Genomic DNA, 21,291 nt, shown 5'->3' with positions numbered 1-21,291 from the left:
TGGGCGCTGTGCACGCCCACGAGTTGTTGTCGCATATCGCCCACCTGTCGCTCGAGCACGGTCGCGCCCGGTTCGCGTTGACGGCGGCCGTGCTGGCAGGCCTCGTCGTGCTGCTCGCGGTGACTCGTTCGGTCAGGCCCCGGGTCGTCGGCGCCGCGGCGGTCGCGGTGCCCGTGACCGCCGTGATCGGAGGCGTCGTGTGGGCGGCGTACCGCCCGCTGCCCAATCAGATACCGCTCACCGGGTACGCCTGGATCTGGCTCGCCGTCGGCGTTCTCGTCCTCGCCGTGGCGCTCCTGCTCCGGAAACCCGGAGTCCGGCGGGCCGGAGTGATCGGTGTGGCGGCCGCCGTGGTCGCGGCCGCGGCGGTGGGCCAGGTCAACGCGGAGGTCGGGGTCTTCCCGACCGCAGGCTCGCTGGTGGGGCACCGTCCACCGGCCAGTGTCCAGCCGGTGTCGTTCGGTGACGTCTCCGGGTTCGAGGACGCGGTGCAGTCGGGGACCCCGATGGACTCGGCGTGGACACGTCCGGTGCGTACACCCGGCTCCGGCGTGGTGACCGAAGTGGAGATCCCGGGCACCGAGTCCGGATTCGCGGCCCGGCCGGCCGTGCTGTACCTGCCGCCGGCGTACCTGACGTCACCCCGGGCGGTGCTCCCCGTCCTGGTGATGATCGCGGGACAGCCGGGGCGGCCCCAGGACTGGTTCAGCAGCGGACGACTGGGGTCGACCGTGGACGCGTATGCCGCACGGCACGACGGACTCGCACCGGTCGTCGTGGTGGTCGACGCGCTGGGGTCGCAGGACGCGAATCCGCTGTGCCTGGATTCGGCGCTGGGCAACGCCGCCACCTACGTGGCCCACGACGTCCCCGCCTGGATCGAGACGTCCCTGCAGGTGTCGCACGATCCGGTGCAGTGGGCGATCGGCGGATTCTCCTACGGCGGAACCTGCTCGATCCAGCTGGCGGTGAACTATCCGCAGATCTTCCCGACCTTTCTCGATTTCCTCGGTCAGGACGAGCCCTCGCTCGGCGATCACGCGGGAACGGTCGCGGCGACGTTCGGCGGCGACGAGCGCGCGTTCGCGGCGGTCAATCCGGCCGACGTGCTGAAGACACGGCAGTTCCCGGAGTTGACCGGGGTGTTCGTGGCCGGTGCCGCCGACGACGAATACCGCCCGCAGCAGCAGCGAATGTTCGCTGCCGCGCGGGCGGCCGGTCTGAACGTGCGGTACTACGAGCTTCCCGGTGGCCACGAGGGCGCCACCTGGAGTGCGGCACTCGAACGCGAGATGGACTGGACCGGCCGTCGGCTGGGGCTCACCAGCTGACGGCCGGAAACCGGTCAGGCGTCGAGGTCGGCCGCCACAAGCTGGGCGACCTTCTCGACGGCGTCGGCGTCGTCGCTGGTGACCGTGACGTCGGTGCCCTTGGTGGCGCCGAGCGTCATGATGAGCAGTGCGGAACCGGCGTCCACGGGTTCGCTGTCCGCCACGGCCAGCGTGACGGGCACACCGGCGGCGGCAACCGCTTCGGCGATGACGGCGGCGGGACGGGCGTGCAGGCCGATGGACGAACCGACGGCGACTGTGGTGCTGGGCATGGACTCTCTCCTCTGTCGGTGGGGTTGGTGTGGGTCGAGCGGGTCGATCTGCTTCTCTTACGCTGCGACTGTCGCAACGTCGGGGTCGAGTTCGGCGTCGGACGCGCCGGGCTTGATGAATTCCTTCGCGCCGACGACGCACAGTGCGGAGACGACGACACCGGCGGCCAGTGACACGACGAACCACAGCAGGTTGCCGATGGCGAAGAAGACGAAGATTCCGCCGTGCGGTGCGCTGAGCGTGACGTTGAACGCCATGATGAGGGCGCCGGTGACGGCGCCGCCGGCCATCATCGAGGGGATGACGCGCAGCGGGTCGGCGGCGGCGAACGGAATGGCGCCTTCGGAGATGAACGCCGAGCCGAGGAGCCAGGCTGCCTTGCCGTTCTCCCGTTCCGCCTCGCTGAACAGGCTGGGACGGAGGACGGTCGACGCCAGGGCCATGGCCAGCGGCGGGACCATGCCCGCAGCCATCACGGCCGCCATGATCCGCAGCGACGCGGTGTCGTTGACGTTGAGGCCGGCCACCGCGAACGCGTATGCGGCCTTGTTGACGGGGCCACCGAGGTCGAAGCACATCATCAGTCCGAGGATGATGCCGAGGAAGATGACCGAGCTACCGGACAGGCCGTTGAGCCAGTCCGTCATGCCCGTCGTGATCGCGGCCAGCGGTCGGCCCAGGACCAGGAACATGAGTGCGCCGACGATCAGCGTCGCGAACAGCGGGATGATCACCACGGGCATCAGGCCGCGCAACCACTGGGGCACCGGGATCCGGCTGATCCACAGCGCGACGCCACCGGCGATCAGACCGCCGACGAGGCCTCCGATGAATCCGCCGCCGACGAAGACCGCCACCGCACCGGCGGTGAATCCCGGCGCCAGACCGGGCCGGTCGGCGATCGCGAAGGCGATGTAACCGGCCAGTGCGGGGACGAGGAAGCTGAACGCGAGCGAACCCAGCTGGAACAGGACCGCGCCGAGGTACGTCGTCAGGCCACCGTCGGGGAGTTGGCCGAGGGAGTTGTTGAGGACGATGTCCTCCGCGGGACCGGAGATCTCGTAGCCGCCGAGCAGGAACCCGAGGGCGATCAGCAGACCACCCGCGGCGACGAACGGGATCATGTAACTGACACCGGTGAGCAGCACCTGACGCAGGTGGGTGCCCCAGCCGATCGATCCGGCCGGCTCGTCCGCGGCGCTGCCCGCGCTACCCGCGTCGACGGTCGCCGCAGACGGGTTCATGCCCGCACGCAGCGCCTCGGTGATCATGGTGTCGGGCTCGTTGATCGCGCGCTTGACGCCCGACGCGACCACCGGCTTGCCAGCGAAACGCTCCTTGCCCTTCACCCCGACGTCGGTGGCGAAGATGACGGCGGATGCGCCCGCGATCACGCCGGCTGCGAGCGGTGTGCTGCCGCTCGAACCCTGCGTCTCCACGTGGACGACGACGCCTGCGCGTTCGCCGGCGGCGACGAGGGAGTCGGCGGCCATGTAGGTGTGGGCGATGCCGGTCGGGCAGGCCGTGACCGCGACGATGTGCTTCGGCCCCGTCTCGGGCTCCGGTTCCTTCTCCGGGGCGACCGGTTCGGGCTTCGGTGCCGGAGCCGCGGCCGCAGCGGCGGCGGGTGCTGCGGCGGCCGTCGCGGCAGCGGGTGCAGCGGCGGGTGCGGGTGCCAGGACGTCGTTCACCAGGGTGACGATCTCGGCGGGTGTCTTCGCATCACGCAGCGCGCCGACGAACGCCGGGCGGACCAGCGCCCGGGCGAGCGAGGACAGCAGCTTCATGTGCTCCGCGCCCGCACCCTCGGGTGCGGCGATGAGGAACACCAGATCGGCCGGTCCGTCGGGGGCGCCGAAGTCGACCTTCGGGGCGAGCCGGGCGAATCCGAGCGATGCCGCGACGACGGCCTCCGAGCGGCAGTGCGGGATCGCGATCCCGCCGGGAAGTCCTGTGGCCGATTGTGATTCACGCGCCAGCGCGGCGTCGCGGAGAGCATCCGCCTCCGTGGCGCGGCCGGCGTCCGCCAGACGCTGGGAGAGCGCGGAGATCACGTCCTCCTTGGTGGCTCCGAGGTCGGTGTCCAGGGAGATCAGATCTTCGCTGATGATCTGCGGCCCCGAATCGCGGTCGGGTGTCGAGTGAGACATGGTGTTTCCTTCTGGTTCAGGCCGGATCGGGGGCGGGGGAGCTGAGGGCGGTGACGGTGACGGCGTCGATGTGGACGTGTTCGGGGGTCGGCAGGGTGGTGCCCGGGAGGGCGGCCGCCGCGCTGCCGTAGGCGACGGCGGATCGGAGGCAGTCCGCGGGCGACGCGCCGGACAGGTGCGCTGCCAGATAGCCGGCCAGAGAGGAATCGCCGGCGCCGACGGTGCTGCGCGCGACGATCGGTGGTGGCGTGGCCCACCAGGCGCCGGCCTCCGTCACGAGAACGGCGCCCGCGGCGCCGAGCGTGGCGAGGACGGCTTCGACCCCACGGTCCACGAGTTGCCTGCCCGCGTGGGCGGTGGCCGTCGGATCCCCGCGCAGCGCCGACTCCTCGAGCAGGTGCCCGTCGGCGCCGGTGAGTTGCGCGAGTTCCTCGCTGTTCGGTTTCACGAGGTCGGGGCAGCCCGCCGGGAACCGGTCCGCGAGTGCGAGCAGTGGTGCGTCCGACGTGTCGACGGCGACCCGGCACGACGCCGAACGCAGTGCCTCGACGAGTGTGGCGTACCAGTCGGTGGGAATGCCCGGGGGAAGGGAACCGGACAGCACCACCCAGTCGGCCCGGGACCCGCGTTCGATGATCTCCGACTGCAGATCGGCGAGGGACCCGGCCGACATCGTGACACCGGGTTCGTTGATCTTGGTGGTGGTGCCGTCGGGTTCGGTGATGGTGATGTTGGTGCGTGCCGAACCGGACGTCGCCACGGTCACGTGCTCGATCCCGTGCTCGGACAGGGCGGTGAGCAGCGGGTCGCCCGCGTTGCCGGGCAGCACGGCGACAGCGTCGACACCAGCGGACGTGAGCGCGCGGGCGACGTTGACGCCCTTGCCTCCGGGGTCGCTGTGGGTCGCGGCTGCGCGCAGGACGGTTCCCCGTTCGAGGCGCCCGAGCAGGTTGACGGTGCGGTCGATGCTCGGATTGGCGGTCAGCGTGACGATCATGCGATCACCACCTCGATTCCCTGGTCGTGGAAGTGGGCTCGGTCTGCGGAACTGATCTCGGCGTCGGTGACGAGGATGTCGACGCTGTGGATGGGGGCGAAGCTGACGAGGTGCTCCCGGCCGACCTTCGACGAGTCGGCGACCACGACGACGTGGTTGGCGCACCGGACCATCGCGCGCTTGACCGCGGCCTCCTCGGTGTCCGGTGTGGACAGGCCGTGGCCGACGCTGAGCGCATTGGTGCCGATGAACGCGACGTCGACGCGAAGCACGTCGAGGATGCGCAGGGCCTCCTCGCCGACGGCGGCCTGCGTGATGCCGCGCACCCGCCCGCCGAGCATGTGCAGGGTCACCGAGTTGAGTCCCGCGAGCCGGGCCGCGATCGGCACCGAGTTGGTGATCACGGTGAGGTCCAGATCGGACGGGAGTTCCGGGATGATCCGCCCGGTGGTGGTCCCCGCGTCGAACAGCACGCTGCCACCGGACGGCGGTAGGTAGGCGGCGGCGCGCTTGGCGATCCGGTCCTTCTGCTCGGCGCGGGTGTGATCGCGCTCCGTCATGCCGGGCTCGGTGACGGTGAGGGAACCCGCGGGCACCGCGCCGCCGTGCACCCGGCGGACGTGGCCGAGGCGTTCGAGTAACGCGAGGTCGCGGCGCACGGTCTCGGTGGTGACGCCGAATGTGTCGGAGAGGTCGGCGACCGACATGCGCCCCCGCTGCGAGATCAGCGTGGTGACCGCTTGCTGGCGTTCTTCCGGATACACCGTGACCCCGTTCCTGTTCTCGTCGATGAAGTGTTCGGTCATGCGATCCGTTATGGTCTGCATCACACGAAATGTTGTGTCATGTTGTTTTACGCCCGAGTGTGTTGACATGTCAAGAGTTGAGAGTAATCTCCGTCACATAGTCGATTCGCATTTCCGACTGTGTGACGACAGAACGAGCCGGCCAGGAGGACCCGATGACCGAAGACCGTGAAATCGTGCGAGGTACGCCGGTGGTACCGGGCATTGCCTACGCCCCGGTGATCTGGCCGGCCCCGCGACCGGAGGTCGCACCCGGATCCGCCCGGATCGACGAGGCGTCGCGCGACGCGGAGAAGGTCCGCTTCGAGGAAGCGGCCGCCGTGGTGTCGCAGCGACTCCGCGACCGCGCGGCGAGCGTCTCCGGCGCGGCGGCAGAGGTGCTGCAGGCGAACGCGGCGATGGCCGCCGACCGCGGCTGGCTGGGTGCGGCGCAGAAGCTGATCGCGGGCGGAACCCCCGCCGGGGAAGCGGCCGCCGAGGCCACCGAGCAGTTCGTCACCCTGTTCACCAAGATGGGCGGGCTGATGGCCGAACGCGTGACCGACCTGCGCGACATCCGCGACCGCGTCGTCTCCGAACTCCTCGGCCTGCCCGAGCCCGGCATCCCCGTGCCCACGACACCGTCGATCCTCTGCGCCCAGGACCTCGCGCCCGCCGACACCGCCGGTCTCGATCCCGAACTGATCGTCGGACTCGTGACCGTTCTCGGCGGCCCGACGAGCCACACCGCGATCATCTCGCGGCAGTTGGGCATCCCGTGTGTCGTCGCGGTGCGTGATCTCGAATCCGTCGTCTCGGGCACCCCGGTCCTCCTCGACGGCTCGGCGGGCGAACTCGTGATGGAACCGGACCCCGTCGAGGCCCGCGCCGCCGTGGAACACGGCCGCGCCGAACGGCTCCGCATCGAGTCGTGGGAAGGACCCGGCCGTACCAGCGACGGACACGCCGTGTCGATCCTCGCCAACGTGCAGGACGGGGCCGGGGCGCGGTCGGCGTCCGGCACCGCCGCGGAGGGCGTCGGACTGTTCCGCACCGAGTTGTGCTTCCTGGACCGCGATTCCGAGCCCGGCGTCGACGAGCAGGCCGAGATCTACGGTGAGGTGCTCGACGCGTTCGCGGGCCGGAAAGTGGTGATCCGGACCCTCGACGCGGGATCGGACAAGCCGCTGCGCTTCGCCAACCACGCCGACGAGGCGAACCCGGCGCTCGGGGTCCGCGGCATCCGCATCGCCGAACAGAACCCGGGCATCCTCAGCAGGCAACTCGACGCCGTCGCCGCCGCGGCGAAGCAGACGCAGTCGCAGCCGTGGGTGATGGCGCCGATGATTTCGACTCCCGCCGAGGCCGAATCCTTCGCGGCCGAGGTCCGCGCCCGCGGCCTCGTGCCCGGGGTGATGGTCGAGGTGCCTGCCGCGGCGCTGCTGGCCGACCGCCTCCTGCGCCACGTCGACTTCCTGTCCATCGGCACGAACGACCTCGCGCAGTACACGATGGCCGCCGACCGGATGTCCTCCGACCTGGCCTCGCTCACCGATCCCTGGCAGCCGGCCGTCCTCGCGCTCGTCGCGCGCACGGCCGAGGCCGGCGTCGCGGCAGGAAAACCGGTCGGCGTCTGCGGCGAGGCGGCCGCCGACCCGCTGCTCGCCTGCGTGCTGATCGGACTCGGCGTCACATCGCTGTCCTGCGCGGGTGCCGCCGTGTCCGGAGTGGGGGCCAAGGTGGGATCGGTCACGCTGGACGACTGCCGCCGAGCCGCCGAGGACGTGCTCGCCACGAGCGATCCCGCGGAGGCGCGCGCCGCGGCGGTGCGGGTGCTCGGCACGTAGTCCCGGTTCCCCGTCACGATTTTCGGCGGGATTCGGTCCCGAGGGCGCGAAACTCGCAGATCATGCCTACGATTGGCCAACTGTGACGAAACGAGAAACCGGCGCACCCGGCACCCCCGACGGTCCGGTCGGCGGCTCTGCCGAGGTGTCCGCCCCCACGCGGGCCTTCGGGTGGACACTGCACGGCGACGGCAGGCGGATCGGCGAGGGCGAGGTGGTCGCTCCCGGCGAGCGCCTCACCTGGCCGCGCACGGTCGGAATCGGGATGCAGCACGTCATCGCGATGTTCGGCGCCACCCTGCTGGTGCCGACGATCACCGGGTTCCCGGTCACCACGACGCTGCTGTTCTCGGGGATCGGGACCGCCCTGTTCCTGCTCATCACGCGCGGCCGCATCCCCAGCTACCTGGGGTCGTCGTTCGCATTCATCGCACCGCTGACGGCGTCGCAGAGTTCCGGTCCCGCAGCCCAACTCGGCGGCGTCGCGGCCGCGGGTCTGCTGCTGCTCGTCATCGGTGTCGCGGTGAAGCTGGCCGGGTCGCGGGTCATCGACGCGGTGATGCCGCCGGTCGTCACCGGTGCCGTGGTGGCGCTGATCGGGCTCAATCTCGCGCCCACCGCGGTGGATTCGTTCGAGTCGCAACCGCTGATCGCCGGGGTCACCCTGCTCGCGATCCTGCTCGTGACCGTCCTCGGCCCGGGGTTGCTGGGCCGCCTGGGCATCCTCGTCGGCGTCGTCGTCGGCTGGGTGTTCGCCGCGGTGACCGGCGGTCTCGCGGAGGAGCGGGTGACGGCGTTACGGGACGCGGCCTGGTTCGGCGTGCCCGAACTGCGGGGGCCGACGTTCGACTGGTCCGTGATCGCGCTGACCCTGCCGGTGGTGATCGTCCTGATCGCCGAGAACGTCGGTCACGTCAAGGCGGTGTCGGCCATGACGGGTCGCTCCCTCGACGACGTCGCCGGCAATGCCCTCGTCGCGGACGGACTGGCCACCACCCTCGCCGGGTTCGGCGGCGGGTCCGGTACCACCACCTACGCCGAGAACATCGGCGTCATGGCCGCGACGCGGGTGTACTCCACCGCTGCCTACTGGGTCGCGGCCGCCACGGCCGTGGTGCTCGCGTTCTCCCCGAAGTTCGGGGCGCTCGTCTTCACCGTGCCGAACGGTGTCATCGGCGGCGCCACCCTGGTTCTGTACGGACTGATCGGCGTCCTCGGCGTGCGCATCTGGATGGACGCCGACGTCGACTTCACCGACCCCGTCAACCTCACCGTGGTGGCCGCGGCGCTCGTCGCCGGCATCGGCGACCTGACGTTGACGGTCGGATCGGTGGAACTCGGTGGCATCGCATGGGGTTCGGTGGGAATCCTCGTCGCCTACCCGGTGATGCGCCGGCTCGCGCGGTTTCGCAAACCCTGACACGGTGACCGGATGGGTCACGAATCCCGATCACCTGGGTCATTCACCCCGTAGTTCCTCGCCTCTACCGTCGAACGAGACGTAACAGACAGTTGATACGAGGAGTCGGCGTGGAGCGCACCCTGTTCGAACCGGAGCACGAACTGTTCCGGGAGTCGTACCGCAAGTTTCTCGCACAGCACGCCGAGCCGAACCACGCCAAGTGGGAAGAGCAGAACATCGTCGACCGCAGCCTCTGGGTCGAGGCCGGAAAGCAGGGCTTCCTCGGCATGGCCGTGCCGGAGGAATTCGGCGGCGGCGGCGTGCGCGACTTCCGGTACAACGCGATCATCACCGAGGAGACGACCCGCGGCGGGTACAGCGGCATCGGCTTCACGCTCCACAACGACGTCGTCGCGCCGTACCTGCTCGAACTGAGCAACGAGGAGCAGAAGCAGCGGTGGCTGCCCGGCTTCGCGTCGGGTGAGCTCATCACGGCGATCGCAATGACCGAACCGGGAACCGGCAGCGACCTGCAGGGCATCAAGACGCGCGCCGTGCGCGACGGCGACGACTGGGTCCTCAACGGTTCCAAGACGTTCATCACCAACGGCATCAACGCCGACCTCGTGATCGTCGTCGCGTGTACCGATCCCGACAAGGGAGCGCAGGGATTCAGCCTCCTCGTGGTCGAACGAGACATGCCGGGCTTCGAACGCGGCCGCAACCTCGACAAGATCGGGATGAAGGCGCAGGACACCGCGGAGCTGAGCTTCACCGACGTCCGCGTCCCCGCCGCCAACCTCCTCGGTGAGGAAGGCATGGGATTCCTCTACCTGATGAAGAACCTTCCGCAGGAGCGGCTGTCGATCGCCGTGGTGGCCGCCGCCGCAATGGAATCGGCGCTGGACATGACGATCCAGTACTGCCGCGACCGGAAGGCCTTCGGAAAGTCGATCGGCAGCTTCCAGAACACGCGCTTCGTGCTCGCCGAACTCGCCACCGAGGCGACGGCCGTCCGGGTCCTCGTCGACAAGTTCATCGAACTGCTCAACGACGAGAAGCTGTCGGTGCAGGAAGCGGCGATGGCCAAGTGGTGGACCACCGAGGCGCAGGTCCGGCTGATCGACCGGTGCCTGCAGCTGCACGGCGGCTACGGGTACATGAAGGAGTATCCGATCGCGAAGGCGTACATGGATTCTCGGGTCCAGACCATCTACGGCGGGACCACCGAGATCATGAAGGAAATCATCGGTCGCGGACTCAATCTCTGACGACGCGCGACCTGCGTATCTGCAAACGAACTCCGGCCTCCGGCCGTACCCGGGTGGATGCGAGTGGGCCCCACGGCGATCGCCGTGGGGCCCACTCGTGTCTGCCGACGGCAGGGACTGGATACGGCAGGACTAGATCTTGCGCATGACGGTGACGACCTTGCCCAGAATCGCCGCGTCGTTGCCGGGGATCGGATCGAACAGCGGATTGTGCGGCATCAGCCACACCTCGCTGTCGGTGCGCTTGAACGTCTTGACGGTGGCTTCGCCGTCGATCATCGCTGCCACGATGTCCCCGTTGTCCGCCACGTTCTGCTGACGGACCACCACCCAGTCGCCGTCGCAGATCGCGGCGTCGATCATCGATTCGCCGACGACCTTGAGCAGGAACAGCGAACCCTGGCCCACGAGTTCACGGGGGAGCGGGAAGACGTCCTCGACGGCTTCCTCGGCGAGGATCGGGCCACCGGCGGCGATCCGGCCGAGGACGGGTACGAACGTGGGCTCCGGCAGGGGTGTGCCGTCGGTCCCGGACTTGACGGCGGCCAACCCGGCAGCGGCGCCTGCGTTCGCGGCGGCGCCCGCCGCGACCTCGTCGAGACCGCGCACGTCGACGGCGCGCGGACGGTTCGGGTCCCGGCGGAGGAAGCCCTTCCGCTCCAGCGTCCGCAACTGATGGGCAACGGACGACGTGGAGGTGAGCCCCACCGCGTCGCCGATCTCGCGGATGCTCGGCGGGTAACCGCGCTCGTTGACCGATGTGCGGATCACCTCGAGGACACGGCGCTGCCGGTCGGTCAACCCGGCGGCGGAGCCACCGCTCACACGTGGAGTCGAACCGTCGGTCGAGCTGTCGTCCTTCATGGCGAGGTGCCTCCGTCTGTGTGTCGATCTTGTCGGTATGGGTCGCATGTGACTGCTGTGCCGCGTGACACGAATCTATCCCGCTTTCCTCGGAGTTTCAAACATCTGTTCGACACGTGTCGCGAGAAGTAGAGACATTGTCGGAGGGTCGTGGTAGAAATCGAACATGTGTTCTTTCGAACGCGTGATCGAACACTTGCCCCGGAGCGAATCGACATCAAAGTCCGACCTCAAAAGTTCGACATCAATAGTTCGACATCAATAGTCCGACACGGATACGAGCAGCGGAGGTACCGATGAGCAACGCAGTTCTCCATCGGCAGGCAGTGCTGAACCGGCAGGCACTCGAGCGGGGTGTCGTCCGTTCCGGCGCCGCGCGGTCGTACCGCACCGAACCGCGTCGCCGGCGCACCGACGGGGAGTTGCGCCGTCCGTCGTCCGGCGCCGTCGCGTACCGGCCCACCCACACCGGCGTCTCCCGCGCCGACCACGAACGCGGGGCGAACGACGTCGGCTGGCGGACGGTGCTCGCCGGGGTCGTGATCACCGCCGGTGTGTTGTGCGGGCTCGCCGGGGTCGCCCAGCTGGCCACCGGCGGCAGTGTGAGCAATTCGGCGGCCACGGAGGTCGTGCAGGTGCAGCAGGGCGAGAGCCTGGCCGCGGTCGCAGCGCGGATCGCACCGGAAATGCCGGTGGCGCAGGTGATCGAGCGGATCATGGAGCTCAATGCCATGTCCAATTCGGCGCTGCACCCGGGCCAGAGTCTGATCGTCCCGTCGTCCGCGACCCGGTGACGGGGGTGGCTCTGCATGACTGTCCCGTCGGACGGCCGAGTAGTCTCGGAGGCTGTCAGTCCCACCACCGCGTGTGGTCGCGTCGAGATCGTGCATCCGCTGCGTGAATCCGTTTTCGTCGGTTCGCCATCGGGGGAGGCGAACAGTTGCGGCCACGACGGCTACGACGAAGGAATCGCCATGCACTGCCCGTTCTGCCGGCACCCCGATTCACGTGTGGTCGATTCGCGCGAAGCCGACGAGGGACAGGCCATCCGCCGCCGCCGGTCGTGCCCCGAGTGTGGTCGACGGTTCACCACCGTCGAGACCGCCGTCCTGTCGGTCGTCAAACGCAGTGGGGTCACCGAACCGTTCAGCCGGGAGAAGGTGGTGCGGGGTGTCCGCCGCGCCTGCCAGGGCCGGCAGGTCGACAACGACGCACTGAATCTCCTTGCCCAGCAGGTCGAGGACGCGGTCCGCGCGTCGGGTTCCGCGGAGATCCCGAGCAACGAGGTGGGCCTCGCCATCCTCGGTCCGCTTCGTGACCTCGACGAGGTCGCATATCTGCGTTTCGCGTCCGTGTACCGGTCGTTCAGCTCCGCCGAGGACTTCGCGCGCGAGATCAAAGAGCTACGCGAACACCGCGAATCCCGCGACGGCGCCTGAGCCTGCGCGTCAGCGCATTTCTTGTATTGCCCGCGCGTCAGCGCACCTTCTGCATGGCGCTCAGAACCCGCTTCTCGGAGACCGGGACCGGTGTTCCGAGGGTTTGAGCGAACAGACTGACGCGCAGTTCCTCGATCATCCAGTGGATCGCGTCGACCTCGGGTGAGTGCTGCCGTTCTTCCGGCAGGCCGGCGAGCATGCGCTCGTATCCGGCGTACACCCGGTCGAGGGCATCCATCCCCTTCTGGTCGCGCGGTGCGCTCCCGGGGAGGGCTTCGAGACGTGCGACCGCGGCAGCGAGGTAGCGGGGCAGTTCGCGGAGGCGGGTGGCGCCGATGTCGGCGACGAATCCGGGAAACAGCAGCGACTGCCGTTGTTCCCGCACGTCGTCGGCGGCCTCACCGGTGGCGCGTTCCAGCACGACGGCGAGCCGGTGGTCCGCTTCGAGCACCGGCGACACCAGTCGCACGAGCACCGCCACGTTCCGGGCCATCTCCGCACGCGCTTTCACCACGAGGGCGTCGAATTCCTGCGGTGTGCGCACCGGGGTGCCGTGCGCGGCGATCAACTGGTTCGCGGCGGCGGTGCGACAGTCGTCGATCAACGCGTCGAGGCTGCCGTCGGGGTTCTGCCCGAGCGCCAGTCGCTGTGCGTTGCCCAGACCGGACGTCACCGTCTTCGCCTGGGTGGGAACGGCGGCCAGCAGCAGCCGGCGCGTTCCGTCGCGCATCGCGGTTCGCTGGGCGGCGGCGGTGCTGAGGACGCGGACGGCGACACCGTCACCCTCCGGGACCAGGGCGGGGTAGCCGGTGACCTTCTGCCCGCCGAGTTCGCGTGTGACGGTGGCCTCGAGGGAACCGAGGGTGGCGGGGGTCCACGTGAGTGCGGGCGGTCGCTCCGAGTTCGACGCCGCCTTCGCCACTTCCACCTGGACGCGGGGTGCGAGCGACTTGCGCAGCGACGCGAGGTCCTTGTTCCGGCCGAGGACGGCGCCCTTCTCGTCCACGGCGACGAACGTCATGCGCAGGTGGTCGGGGAGTGCGGTGACGTCGAAATCCTTCGGATCGATGCGGCAGGCACCGAGCCGGGACAGTTCGCGTGCCATCGCCGTGGTGAGCGGTTCGGAGCGGGGTTTCACCGCGGCCAGTGCGGCGGCCGCGAAGTCCGGTGCCGGAACCACCTGTCGGCGAAGGGTCTTCGGGAGCGTCTTGATCAGTGCGGTGACCAGTTCGACGCGCATGCCGGGGACCAGCCAGTCGAAGCCGACGGCGCGCAGCCCCGCGAGCAACGCGATCGGGATGCGGGCGCTGACGCCGTCGTCTTCGTTGCCGGGTTCGAACTGGTAGGTGAGCGGGACCTGCATGTCGCCCTGACGCCACGCGTCGGGGTATTCGCCGCCTAGTACCGCGGCCGAATCGGCGTTGACGACCGTCGACTGGGTGAACGTGAGCAGGTCCGGATTCTTGCGGCGGGCAACTTTCCACCACGAGTCGAAATGCCGGGCGGAGACCGCCTCCGGGCCGACGCGCTGGTCGTAGAAGTCGTAGAGAGTGTCGTCGTCGACGAGGATGTCGCGCCTGCGGGCGCGGTGCTCGAGTTCCTCGACGTCTTCGAGTAGCGCGCGGTTGGCGTGGAAGAACTTGTGCTGCGTCTGCCATTCACCCTGCACCAGGGCATGGCGGATGAACAGGTCCCGGGACGTCTCGGGATCGATGGTGCTGTAGGTGACCGCACGCCGGGCGACGAGGGGGATCCCGTACAACGTCACGCGTTCGTAGGCCATGGCGGCGCCGCGTTTCGACGACCAGTGCGGTTCGGAGTAGGTGCGCTTCACGAGGTGCGGCGCCAGTTTCTCGGCCCATTCGGGTTCGATCCGGGCCGACATCCGCGCCCACAGCCGGGACGTCTCGACCAGTTCGGCGGCCATCACCCATCGCGGCGGCTTCTTGAACAGGCTCGAGCCGGGGAACACCGCGAATCGGCTTCCGCGGGCCCCGAGGAAGTCCCGCTTGTCACCCTCGCGCAGCCCGATGTGCGACAGCAGACCGGCGAGCAGGGACTGGTGGATCGCCGCCTCGCCTGCCGGGGTGCCGGTGGTGTCCCAACCGAGGCCCCGGGTGATCTGGCGGAGTTGACCGTGCAGGTCCTGCCATTCGCGGATGCGCAGCCAGTGCAGGAATTCGTTTCGGCACATCTTGCGGAACTGGTTGGACGACAACTCGTTCCGCTGCTCGCGCAGATACTTCCACAGTTCGAGGTAGGCGAGGAAGTCGGAATTCTCCACGGCGAACCGGGCGTGCTTCTCGTCGGCCGCCTGCTGGAACTCGGCGGGACGTTCCCGCACGTCCTGGATGGAGAGGGCGGCGACGATCACGAGCACCTCGGACAGGCAGCCGTTCCGGTGCGCCTCGACGAGCATCCGCGCCATGCGCGGATCGACGGGGATCTGCGCGAGTTCGCGTCCGACCGGGGTGAGGACGGGCTGCTCGTTCTGGGCCTTCCGTTCGATCGCGCCGAGTTCCTCGAGCAGACCGATGCCGTCGCGGACGGCCCGCGGGTCCGGCGGCTGCACGAACGGGAACGCGGCGACGTCGCCGAGGCCGAGCGCCGTCATCTGCAGGATGACGGACGCGAGGTTGGTGCGCAGGATCTCCGGCTCGGTGAACGCGGGCCTCGACTCGAAGTCCTCCTCGGAGTAGAGGCGGATGCAGATGCCTTCGGCGACACGGCCGCAACGACCGGACCGCTGGCGGGCGGACGCCTGCGAGATCGGTTCGATCGGCAGGCGTTGCACCTTGGTGCGCACCGAGTAGCGGGAGATGCGGGCGGTGCCCGGGTCCACGACATATCGGATGCCGGGCACGGTGAGCGATGTTTCCGCGACGTTCGTCGACAGCACGACCCGCCGCCCGGTGTGCGGGGTGAACACCTTGTGCTGTTCCGCTGCCGACAATCGCGCGTACAGGGGGACGATCTCGGTGCCGCGCAGTCTGCGGTCGCGGAGGGCGTCGGCGGTGTCGCGGATCTCCCGTTCGCCGGAGAGGAAGACGAGGATGTCGCCGTCGCCCTCGCCGGAGAGCTCCTCGACCGCCTCGCAGACCGCGTCGACGGGGTCGCGGTCGAACGTCTGCTCGCCGACTTCCACCGTGAGCGGTCGGTACCGCATCTCGACGGGGAACGTGCGCCCGGACACCTCGACGATCGGCGCGGGCACGCCGTCGGCGGCGAAGTGTTCCGCGAAGCGTTCCGGGTCGATCGTCGCCGACGTGATGATCACTTTCAGGTCGGGTCTGCGGGGGAGCAGCTGGCGCAGGTATCCGAGGATGAAGTCGATGTTGAGGCTGCGTTCGTGCGCCTCGTCGATGATCAGGGTGTCGTACCGGCGGAGCATCCGGTCGCGCTGGATCTCGGCGAGCAGGATTCCGTCGGTCATCAGCTTCACCAGCGTGCCGTCCGACACCCGGTCGGTGAATCGCACGGTGTAGCCGACGGTCTCACCGAGTTCGCTGTGGAGTTCCTCGGCGATCCGTTCGGCGACCGTCCGCGCGGCGAGACGGCGGGGCTGGGTGTGTCCGATGAGGCCGCGGACGCCGCGGCCGAGTTCGAGGCAGATCTTCGGGATCTGCGTGGTCTTGCCGGATCCCGTCTCGCCGGCCACGATGACGACCTGATTCTCGGCGATCGCCTTCGCGATGTCGTCGCGGCGCCGGCTGACCGGCAGTGCGTCCGGGTATTCGATGGCGGGGACGCTGTCGAGTCTCCGGGTGATGCGGCCGCGTGCGGCGTCGATCTCGTCGGACAGGGAGGCGAGGGCGGCGGGGGTGCGGGCACGGTCGAGTCGCCGGCGGAGCCGGTGTTCGTCGCGCAGAGTGAGTTCGCCGAGGCTGTTGTTCAGTTCCCGCCGGCTGGGTGCTGTGGTGGACATGCTGGACCCCAGCCTAGCCAACCCGGTGGATCGCCCTGTGCCGCGCCCGCCCGTGTGCGAATATCGGCGGATGGACGCCGCCGTCGTCACAGAGCTGCGAGGTCAGAGGATCGTTCGGGTTCTGCGGGCGGCGTTCGCCGTCTACGGGCTGATCGCGCTGCTGTGGATTCCGCTCCGCAACGTCGGCAGCGCCGACTTCTCGACGGCCGACTACCTCAGCTATTTCACCATCGAGAGCAACATCCTCGCCGTGGTCGTCCTGGTGATCGGCGCGGTCCGGGATCCGCAGTCGCGGCGCTGGCAGCTGTTCCGCGGCGCGACGACGCTGTACATGGTCATCACCGGAATCGTGTACGCGGTGCTGCTGGCGAATGTCGACGTCATGCTGCAGGACGCCTGGATCAACACGGCCCTGCACCGCTTGCTGCCTCTCGTTCTGCTGCTCGACTGGGTGCTCGCCCCGTCCCGGGTGCGGATCTCCGACGCCCAGAGCCTCGGCTGGCTGATCTTTCCGGCCGTGTACGGCGCCTACTCCCTGATCCGCGGCCCGATCGTCGACTGGTACCCGTATCCGTTCCTGGACCCCCGGGATCAGGGGTACCTCCAGCTGACCGTCACCGCGGTCGTGTTGCTGCTGGCGATGGCGTTGATGGCGCTCGCCGTGAACGCGGTGGGACGCCTCGGTGCCCGCCGCCGGTACGGCGAGGACCGGTAGCGGCGCAGCCTCGCACAGCCGATTCGCAGGCCGCGCTATCCTCCACACGACAGGCGTCCACGCGATCATCCGTGACTTCGGCAACGGCTGGGAGACTATGTTCGACGAGTTCGCAGGGGAGACCTTCGACCTGCTCACCCGCGACCGCGGCAGTGTCGTCGCCGCCGACGACGGGGTCCCCCTCGCGGTGCGCGAGGTTGGTCCGGCGTTCGCCCCGCTGACCGTGGTGTTCGTCCACGGCTTCTGCAACCGCATGACCGGCTGGCACTTCCAGCGGGTTCAGCTCGAGGAGACGTGGGGCTCGACGATCCGCATGGTGTTCTTCGACCTGCGGGGCCACGGCAGCTCCGGGGTGCCGCGCCGGGACACGTGCACGATCCCGCATCTCGCGCAGGACGTCGACGCGGTGATCCGAGCGCTGGTGCCGGAGGGACCGGTCGTGCTGGTCGGCCACTCGATGGGCGGTATGGCCGTACTCTCGTACGTCGGCCGGAATCCCGATCTGATCGGTTCCCGCATCGTCGGGGTGGGTCTGATCGCCACCGCTGCGGAGAAGCTCGGTGACGTGGGGCTCGCGCGCACCCTCAACACGCCCGTCGTCGCCGGATTCAGCACCGCGGCCCGTCACCTGCCCCGGGTGGTCCAGAGCGGTCGCGGCGCGAGCAAGCGGGTGCTGGCGCCGATCCTGAGGTCGGCGTCGTTCGGTGACCGCAGCATCAGCCCGGCGATCATGTGGCACTCCGAGCAGATGATCAACGACACGTCCCTCAAGACGCTGGTCGACTTCCTTCCGTCGTTCAAGAATCACGACGAGACGGCCGCGGTGCCGTTGCTCGCGCCGATCGAGACGCTCGTGGTGTGCGGCGACCGCGACCTGCTGACCCCGTTCCGGTATTCGAAGGCCATCGCCGGTCATCTGCCGGACGTGGAACTGGTAAAGGTGCCCGGTGCGGGGCACATGGTGCAGCTGGAGCGCGCGCAGCTGGTCACGGACGCGATCGATCGTCTCCTGATCCGTTCCGTCGAAACCCTGCCCACACCGAGTGCCTGGAGCGAGTGGGTGGGGGTGGCCACGGACTACGTGGACCACGTGCGGCACTGGGTCGCCCACGGCGGGCCCGCCGCCTGGTGGCGCGGGCTACGCGGTCGTCCCGTCGTCGGTCCCACGTTCCGGTAACGCGCAGAATTCGTTGCCCTCGGGGTCGGCGAGGACCGCCCCGCGAACGTGGGGCGTCGACCAGCTGGAACACCGGCGATGCGGATCGCGGCGTCCGTAAATGGCAAACTCGCGACAACACGTGCCACTCGGGACACAATGAGGGAACGCGAAAACCGGCCCGAGGAGGCGGGATCTATGGCATCGGCGAATTCTTCAGACGAGCAGGAAACGCTCCCACCAGGTGTTCTCCGGCGCGCGATCGCGGCGTCGGCGATGGGCAACGCCACCGAATGGTTCGACTACGGTGTGTACGCGTTCACGGTGTCGTACATCTCGGCCGCGTTCTTCCCCGGCGACACCGGTTCCGCCACCCTCTACGCGCTGCTCGTGTTCGCGGTGTCGTTCGTCGTGCGACCGCTCGGCGGTCTCGTGTGGGGTCCGCTGGGTGACCGGCTCGGACGCCGCCAGGTGCTGGCGCTGACGATCGTCCTGATGGCGGGTGCGACGTTCTGCGTCGGCCTCGTGCCGAGCTACGACGCCATCGGGTTCTGGGCGCCCCTGCTGCTGGTGCTGCTGCGCATGATCCAGGGCTTCTCGACGGGCGGCGAATACGGCGGCGCGGCAACGTTCATGGCCGAGTACTCGCCGGACCGCAAGCGCGGATTCTGTGGAAGTTTCCTCGAGTTCGGCACCCTCGGCGGTTACGCGCTCGGCGCGATCGTGGTCCTGGTGGTGGAGCTGTTCTCCAGTGATCCGTTCATGTCCACCTGGGGCTGGCGTATCCCGTTCCTGATCGCCGGGCCGATGGGCCTGATCGGCCTCTACCTGCGGACCAAGCTCGAGGAGACACCCGTCTTCCGGGAACTGGACGCGGAAGGCGCGGTGGAGTCGGGGACGACCCACGAGTTCAAGGACCTGGTCACCGAGTACTGGAAGCCGCTGCTGCTGCTCGGCGGACTCGTCATCGCGTTGAACGTCACCAACTACACGCTGCTCAGTTACATGCCGACGTATCTGGAGACGCAGATCGGGCTGACGTCCACCGCGTCGCTGACCCTGTTCATCGTCGGGCAGATCGTGATGATGGCGGTCATCCCGTTCGCGGGTGCGCTGTCGGACCGGGTGGGCCGGAAGCCGTTGTGGTACGGCTCGCTGGTGGGTCTGATCGTGCTCGCCGTCCCCATGTACCTGCTCATGCGTCAGGGTTTCGGATGGGCGATCGTCGCCTTCGCGGTGCTCGGGTTGCTGTACGTCCTGCAGCTGTCCACGATTTCGGCGACGTTCCCGGCGATGTTCCCGACCCACGTGCGGTTCGCGGGTTTCGCCATCGCCTACAACGTGTCGACGTCGTTGTTCGGCGGCACCGCCCCCGCGGTCAACGAACTGCTCATCGAATGGACCGGCAACACCCTCATGCCGGCCTTCTACATGATGGCCGCGTGTGCGGTCGGACTCGTCGCGCTGTACTTCGTGGCGGAGACCGCGGGCGCGTCCATCCGCGGTCGCGGGATCCCGGGCATCGACACGGAGGCTCACCCCACCGCCCTGGCGCACAAGTGATGCGCCACGATCCTTCCGGGCGCGCCGTGGCATAGTCGGCTCGGGCGGGGTTTCACGAAGGGATCAGCATGGCGTCGGCACTGTGGCACGGATTCGCGGACATGGGTGCGGTGGAACAGAAGGGCGCCTTCGTGGTGTCCCGCGGCGAGGGCGCGTACATCTGGGACGATCGCGGCAACCGGTACCTCGATGCGACGGCGGGTCTGTGGTTCACCAACGTGGGGCACGGCCGCGCGGAGATCGCGGACGCCGTCGCGGAACAGTTGCGGACCGTGGCTCATTTCTCGAATTTCGGTGACTTCGTTCCCGAGACCACCGCGGCCCTGGCCGATCGGCTCGCGACCATCGCACCGGTGCCGGGCAGCAAGATCTTCTTCACCTCGGGTGGTTCGGACTCCGTGGACACGGCGGCCAAACTGGCCCGCCGCTACTGGCACGAAATGGGCAAGCCGTCCAAGACGATTGTGGTCGGCCGTCAGAAGGCCTACCACGGGATGCACGTGGCGGGCACTGCGCTGGCGGGGATCCCCGCCAATCGCGAGGGCTACGGCGAGTTGATGCCCGACAGTGCCACCGTCGCGTGGAACGACGCCAAGGGCCTGCTCGAGCTGATCGAGAAGGTCGGCGCCGACACGATCGCCGCGTTCTTCTGCGAACCCGTCATCGGCGCGGGCGGCGTGTACCTGCCGCCGGAGGGCTACCTCGCGGAGGTCCGCGACATCTGTCGCGAGCACGACATCCTGTTCGTGGTCGACGAGGTGGTCACGGGATTCGGCCGCATCGGCGGCGAGTGGTTCGCGTCGACGCGATTCGATCTGCAGCCCGACATGATGACGACCGCGAAGGGTCTCACCTCCGGGTACGTCCCGATGGGTGCGGTGTTCATCGCCCCGCGGGTGGCCGAGCCGTTCTTCGCCGGCGGCGTGTGGTGGCGGCACGGCTACACCTACGGCGGGCATGCGGGTGCCGCCGCGGCCGCACTGGCCAACCTCGACATCATCGAGCGCGAGAACCTGCTGGCGGAGTCGAAGCGGCTCGAGTCCTCGTTGCACGAGCACCTCGCGCCCCTCGCCCACCACCCGCGGGTCGAGGAAGTGCGCAGCGGTCTCGGCGCGGTCGCTGCCGTGCAGTTGGCCGATCCGGCGGAGGCGCTCCCGTTCGTGAACACGTTGCGCGAGTTCGGAATCTCGGGCCGCGCCGCCGGGCAGGGCGCGATGCAGATCTCGCCGTCGTTCGTGATGACGGACGATCAGGTCGCTCAGCTCGCGGACGGGTTCCGCCGGGCGCTGGGCTGATCCGAGCCGGCGCCCCGCCTGCGGAGGCGGTGCAGGGCGCCGGTGACCCGGTCCCGCCACGTCGGCGCCGACAGCGCAATCTCCTGCTGCCCGTCGTGCGCGGCGTACGCGCGGGTGTAGCGCTCGTGCAGGCGGGCCCGCACCTCGTCGGGCGTGTACGCCTTGCGTTGCCGATCCGCGCGGACCGCGACGACCCCGGTCGCGGCGACACCCACCACACCGGCGAGTCCGAGAAGTTTCCACCATTGCCTGCCACGGGGTCGCATCCTTCTAGGCTA

At 69.0% G+C, this 21,291-nt stretch carries 17 protein-coding genes; 10 read left to right on the top strand and 7 right to left on the bottom strand.

Annotated features, from left to right (window positions below; translation table 11 throughout):
• Positions 1–8: 8 nt before the first annotated feature.
• A complete protein-coding gene (locus tag JWS13_RS07615) occupies positions 9–1,331 on the top strand; it encodes an alpha/beta hydrolase (protein WP_206005160.1) in 1,323 nt (440 codons plus the stop codon).
• 14 nt (positions 1,332–1,345) lie between these two features.
• Here the strand turns inward: JWS13_RS07615 and JWS13_RS07610 are convergent, their stop codons facing one another.
• Genes JWS13_RS07610 through JWS13_RS07595 form a run of 4 tightly spaced genes read right to left on the bottom strand, consistent with a single transcriptional unit; the run spans position 1,346 to position 5,515 of the window.
• Positions 1,346–1,603 carry an HPr family phosphocarrier protein gene (locus JWS13_RS07610; RefSeq protein ID WP_005240765.1) on the bottom strand — a complete coding sequence of 86 codons (258 nt, stop codon included), beginning with the start codon at positions 1,601–1,603 and terminating at the stop codon, positions 1,346–1,348.
• A gap of 57 nt (positions 1,604–1,660) precedes the next feature.
• A complete protein-coding gene (locus tag JWS13_RS07605) occupies positions 1,661–3,754 on the bottom strand; it encodes a PTS fructose transporter subunit IIABC (RefSeq protein WP_206005159.1) in 2,094 nt (697 codons plus the stop codon).
• A gap of 16 nt (positions 3,755–3,770) precedes the next feature.
• Entirely contained in the window at positions 3,771–4,751 is a 981-nt protein-coding gene (pfkB, locus tag JWS13_RS07600; protein ID WP_206005158.1) for a 1-phosphofructokinase, read from the bottom strand.
• A complete protein-coding gene (locus JWS13_RS07595; RefSeq protein WP_087555994.1) occupies positions 4,748–5,515 on the bottom strand; it encodes a DeoR/GlpR family DNA-binding transcription regulator in 768 nt (255 codons plus the stop codon). Before JWS13_RS07595 ends, pfkB begins: the two co-directional genes overlap by 4 nt.
• A gap of 197 nt (positions 5,516–5,712) precedes the next feature.
• Between JWS13_RS07595 and ptsP the strand changes: the two genes are divergently transcribed.
• The 3 genes from ptsP (at position 5,713) to JWS13_RS07580 (ending at position 10,056) form a co-directional block, all read left to right on the top strand.
• Positions 5,713–7,383: a phosphoenolpyruvate--protein phosphotransferase gene (gene ptsP, locus JWS13_RS07590; protein WP_206005157.1), complete on the top strand. Its 1,671-nt coding sequence runs from the start codon at positions 5,713–5,715 to the stop codon at positions 7,381–7,383.
• A gap of 82 nt (positions 7,384–7,465) precedes the next feature.
• Positions 7,466–8,803 carry a uracil-xanthine permease family protein gene (locus JWS13_RS07585; RefSeq protein WP_241032128.1) on the top strand — a complete coding sequence of 446 codons (1,338 nt, stop codon included), beginning with the start codon at positions 7,466–7,468 and terminating at the stop codon, positions 8,801–8,803.
• Between the two features lie 110 nt (positions 8,804–8,913).
• A complete protein-coding gene (locus JWS13_RS07580) occupies positions 8,914–10,056 on the top strand; it encodes an acyl-CoA dehydrogenase family protein (protein WP_011598578.1) in 1,143 nt (380 codons plus the stop codon).
• A 132-nt stretch (positions 10,057–10,188) separates the two neighbouring features.
• On the opposite strand, the gene lexA is transcribed toward JWS13_RS07580, so the two are convergent.
• Positions 10,189–10,920 (bottom strand): transcriptional repressor LexA, encoded by a 732-nt coding sequence (lexA, locus tag JWS13_RS07575; protein WP_206005156.1) that lies wholly within the window; start codon positions 10,918–10,920, stop codon positions 10,189–10,191.
• A gap of 296 nt (positions 10,921–11,216) precedes the next feature.
• On the opposite strand from lexA, the gene JWS13_RS07570 reads away from it, so the two are divergent.
• Positions 11,217–11,714 carry a LysM peptidoglycan-binding domain-containing protein gene (locus JWS13_RS07570; RefSeq protein ID WP_206005155.1) on the top strand — a complete coding sequence of 166 codons (498 nt, stop codon included), beginning with the start codon at positions 11,217–11,219 and terminating at the stop codon, positions 11,712–11,714.
• Positions 11,715–11,894: 180 nt separating this feature from the next.
• A complete protein-coding gene (gene nrdR / locus JWS13_RS07565) occupies positions 11,895–12,359 on the top strand; it encodes a transcriptional regulator NrdR (RefSeq protein ID WP_124393031.1) in 465 nt (154 codons plus the stop codon).
• A gap of 37 nt (positions 12,360–12,396) precedes the next feature.
• Here nrdR and hrpA read toward each other — a convergent pair whose 3' ends face one another.
• A complete protein-coding gene (gene hrpA / locus JWS13_RS07560) occupies positions 12,397–16,284 on the bottom strand; it encodes an ATP-dependent RNA helicase HrpA (protein ID WP_206005154.1) in 3,888 nt (1,295 codons plus the stop codon).
• A gap of 70 nt (positions 16,285–16,354) precedes the next feature.
• On the opposite strand from hrpA, the gene JWS13_RS07555 reads away from it, so the two are divergent.
• From JWS13_RS07555 to JWS13_RS07540, 4 genes are all read left to right on the top strand, one after another.
• Positions 16,355–16,999 carry a Pr6Pr family membrane protein gene (locus JWS13_RS07555; RefSeq protein WP_206005153.1) on the top strand — a complete coding sequence of 215 codons (645 nt, stop codon included), beginning with the start codon at positions 16,355–16,357 and terminating at the stop codon, positions 16,997–16,999.
• Positions 17,000–17,096: 97 nt separating this feature from the next.
• Positions 17,097–18,176: an alpha/beta fold hydrolase gene (locus tag JWS13_RS07550; protein ID WP_206005152.1), complete on the top strand. Its 1,080-nt coding sequence runs from the start codon at positions 17,097–17,099 to the stop codon at positions 18,174–18,176.
• A 177-nt stretch (positions 18,177–18,353) separates the two neighbouring features.
• On the top strand, positions 18,354–19,718 hold the full coding sequence (locus JWS13_RS07545) for an MFS transporter (protein WP_206005151.1): 1,365 nt from the start codon (positions 18,354–18,356) through the stop codon (positions 19,716–19,718).
• Between the two features lie 68 nt (positions 19,719–19,786).
• Entirely contained in the window at positions 19,787–21,013 is a 1,227-nt protein-coding gene (locus JWS13_RS07540; RefSeq protein ID WP_206005150.1) for an aminotransferase family protein, read from the top strand.
• Here JWS13_RS07540 and JWS13_RS07535 read toward each other — a convergent pair.
• Positions 20,977–21,279 carry a hypothetical protein gene (locus JWS13_RS07535; protein ID WP_124392918.1) on the bottom strand — a complete coding sequence of 101 codons (303 nt, stop codon included), beginning with the start codon at positions 21,277–21,279 and terminating at the stop codon, positions 20,977–20,979. The genes JWS13_RS07540 and JWS13_RS07535 overlap by 37 nt on opposite strands.
• Positions 21,280–21,291 lie beyond the last annotated feature (12 nt).

This window comes from Rhodococcus pseudokoreensis (assembly GCF_017068395.1).
Classification (GTDB): domain Bacteria; phylum Actinomycetota; class Actinomycetes; order Mycobacteriales; family Mycobacteriaceae; genus Rhodococcus_F; species Rhodococcus_F pseudokoreensis.
Note: the sequence above shows the minus strand (reverse complement) of the source record. Positions and strands in the feature narration are given on the sequence as shown.

Coding starts and splice junctions, on each gene's coding strand:
- JWS13_RS07610 (WP_005240765.1), bottom strand. CDS start 1,603: ATGCCCAGCACCACAGTCGCCGTCGGTTCGTCCATCGGCCTGCACGCC.
- JWS13_RS07605 (WP_206005159.1), bottom strand. CDS start 3,754: ATGTCTCACTCGACACCCGACCGCGATTCGGGGCCGCAGATCATCAGC.
- pfkB (WP_206005158.1), bottom strand. CDS start 4,751: ATGATCGTCACGCTGACCGCCAATCCGAGCATCGACCGCACCGTCAAC.
- ptsP (WP_206005157.1), top strand. CDS start 5,713: ATGACCGAAGACCGTGAAATCGTGCGAGGTACGCCGGTGGTACCGGGC.
- lexA (WP_206005156.1), bottom strand. CDS start 10,920: ATGAAGGACGACAGCTCGACCGACGGTTCGACTCCACGTGTGAGCGGT.
- JWS13_RS07570 (WP_206005155.1), top strand. CDS start 11,217: ATGAGCAACGCAGTTCTCCATCGGCAGGCAGTGCTGAACCGGCAGGCA.
- nrdR (WP_124393031.1), top strand. CDS start 11,895: ATGCACTGCCCGTTCTGCCGGCACCCCGATTCACGTGTGGTCGATTCG.
- hrpA (WP_206005154.1), bottom strand. CDS start 16,284: ATGTCCACCACAGCACCCAGCCGGCGGGAACTGAACAACAGCCTCGGC.
- JWS13_RS07555 (WP_206005153.1), top strand. CDS start 16,355: ATGGACGCCGCCGTCGTCACAGAGCTGCGAGGTCAGAGGATCGTTCGG.
- JWS13_RS07550 (WP_206005152.1), top strand. CDS start 17,097: ATGTTCGACGAGTTCGCAGGGGAGACCTTCGACCTGCTCACCCGCGAC.
- JWS13_RS07545 (WP_206005151.1), top strand. CDS start 18,354: ATGGCATCGGCGAATTCTTCAGACGAGCAGGAAACGCTCCCACCAGGT.
- JWS13_RS07540 (WP_206005150.1), top strand. CDS start 19,787: ATGGCGTCGGCACTGTGGCACGGATTCGCGGACATGGGTGCGGTGGAA.
- JWS13_RS07535 (WP_124392918.1), bottom strand. CDS start 21,279: ATGCGACCCCGTGGCAGGCAATGGTGGAAACTTCTCGGACTCGCCGGT.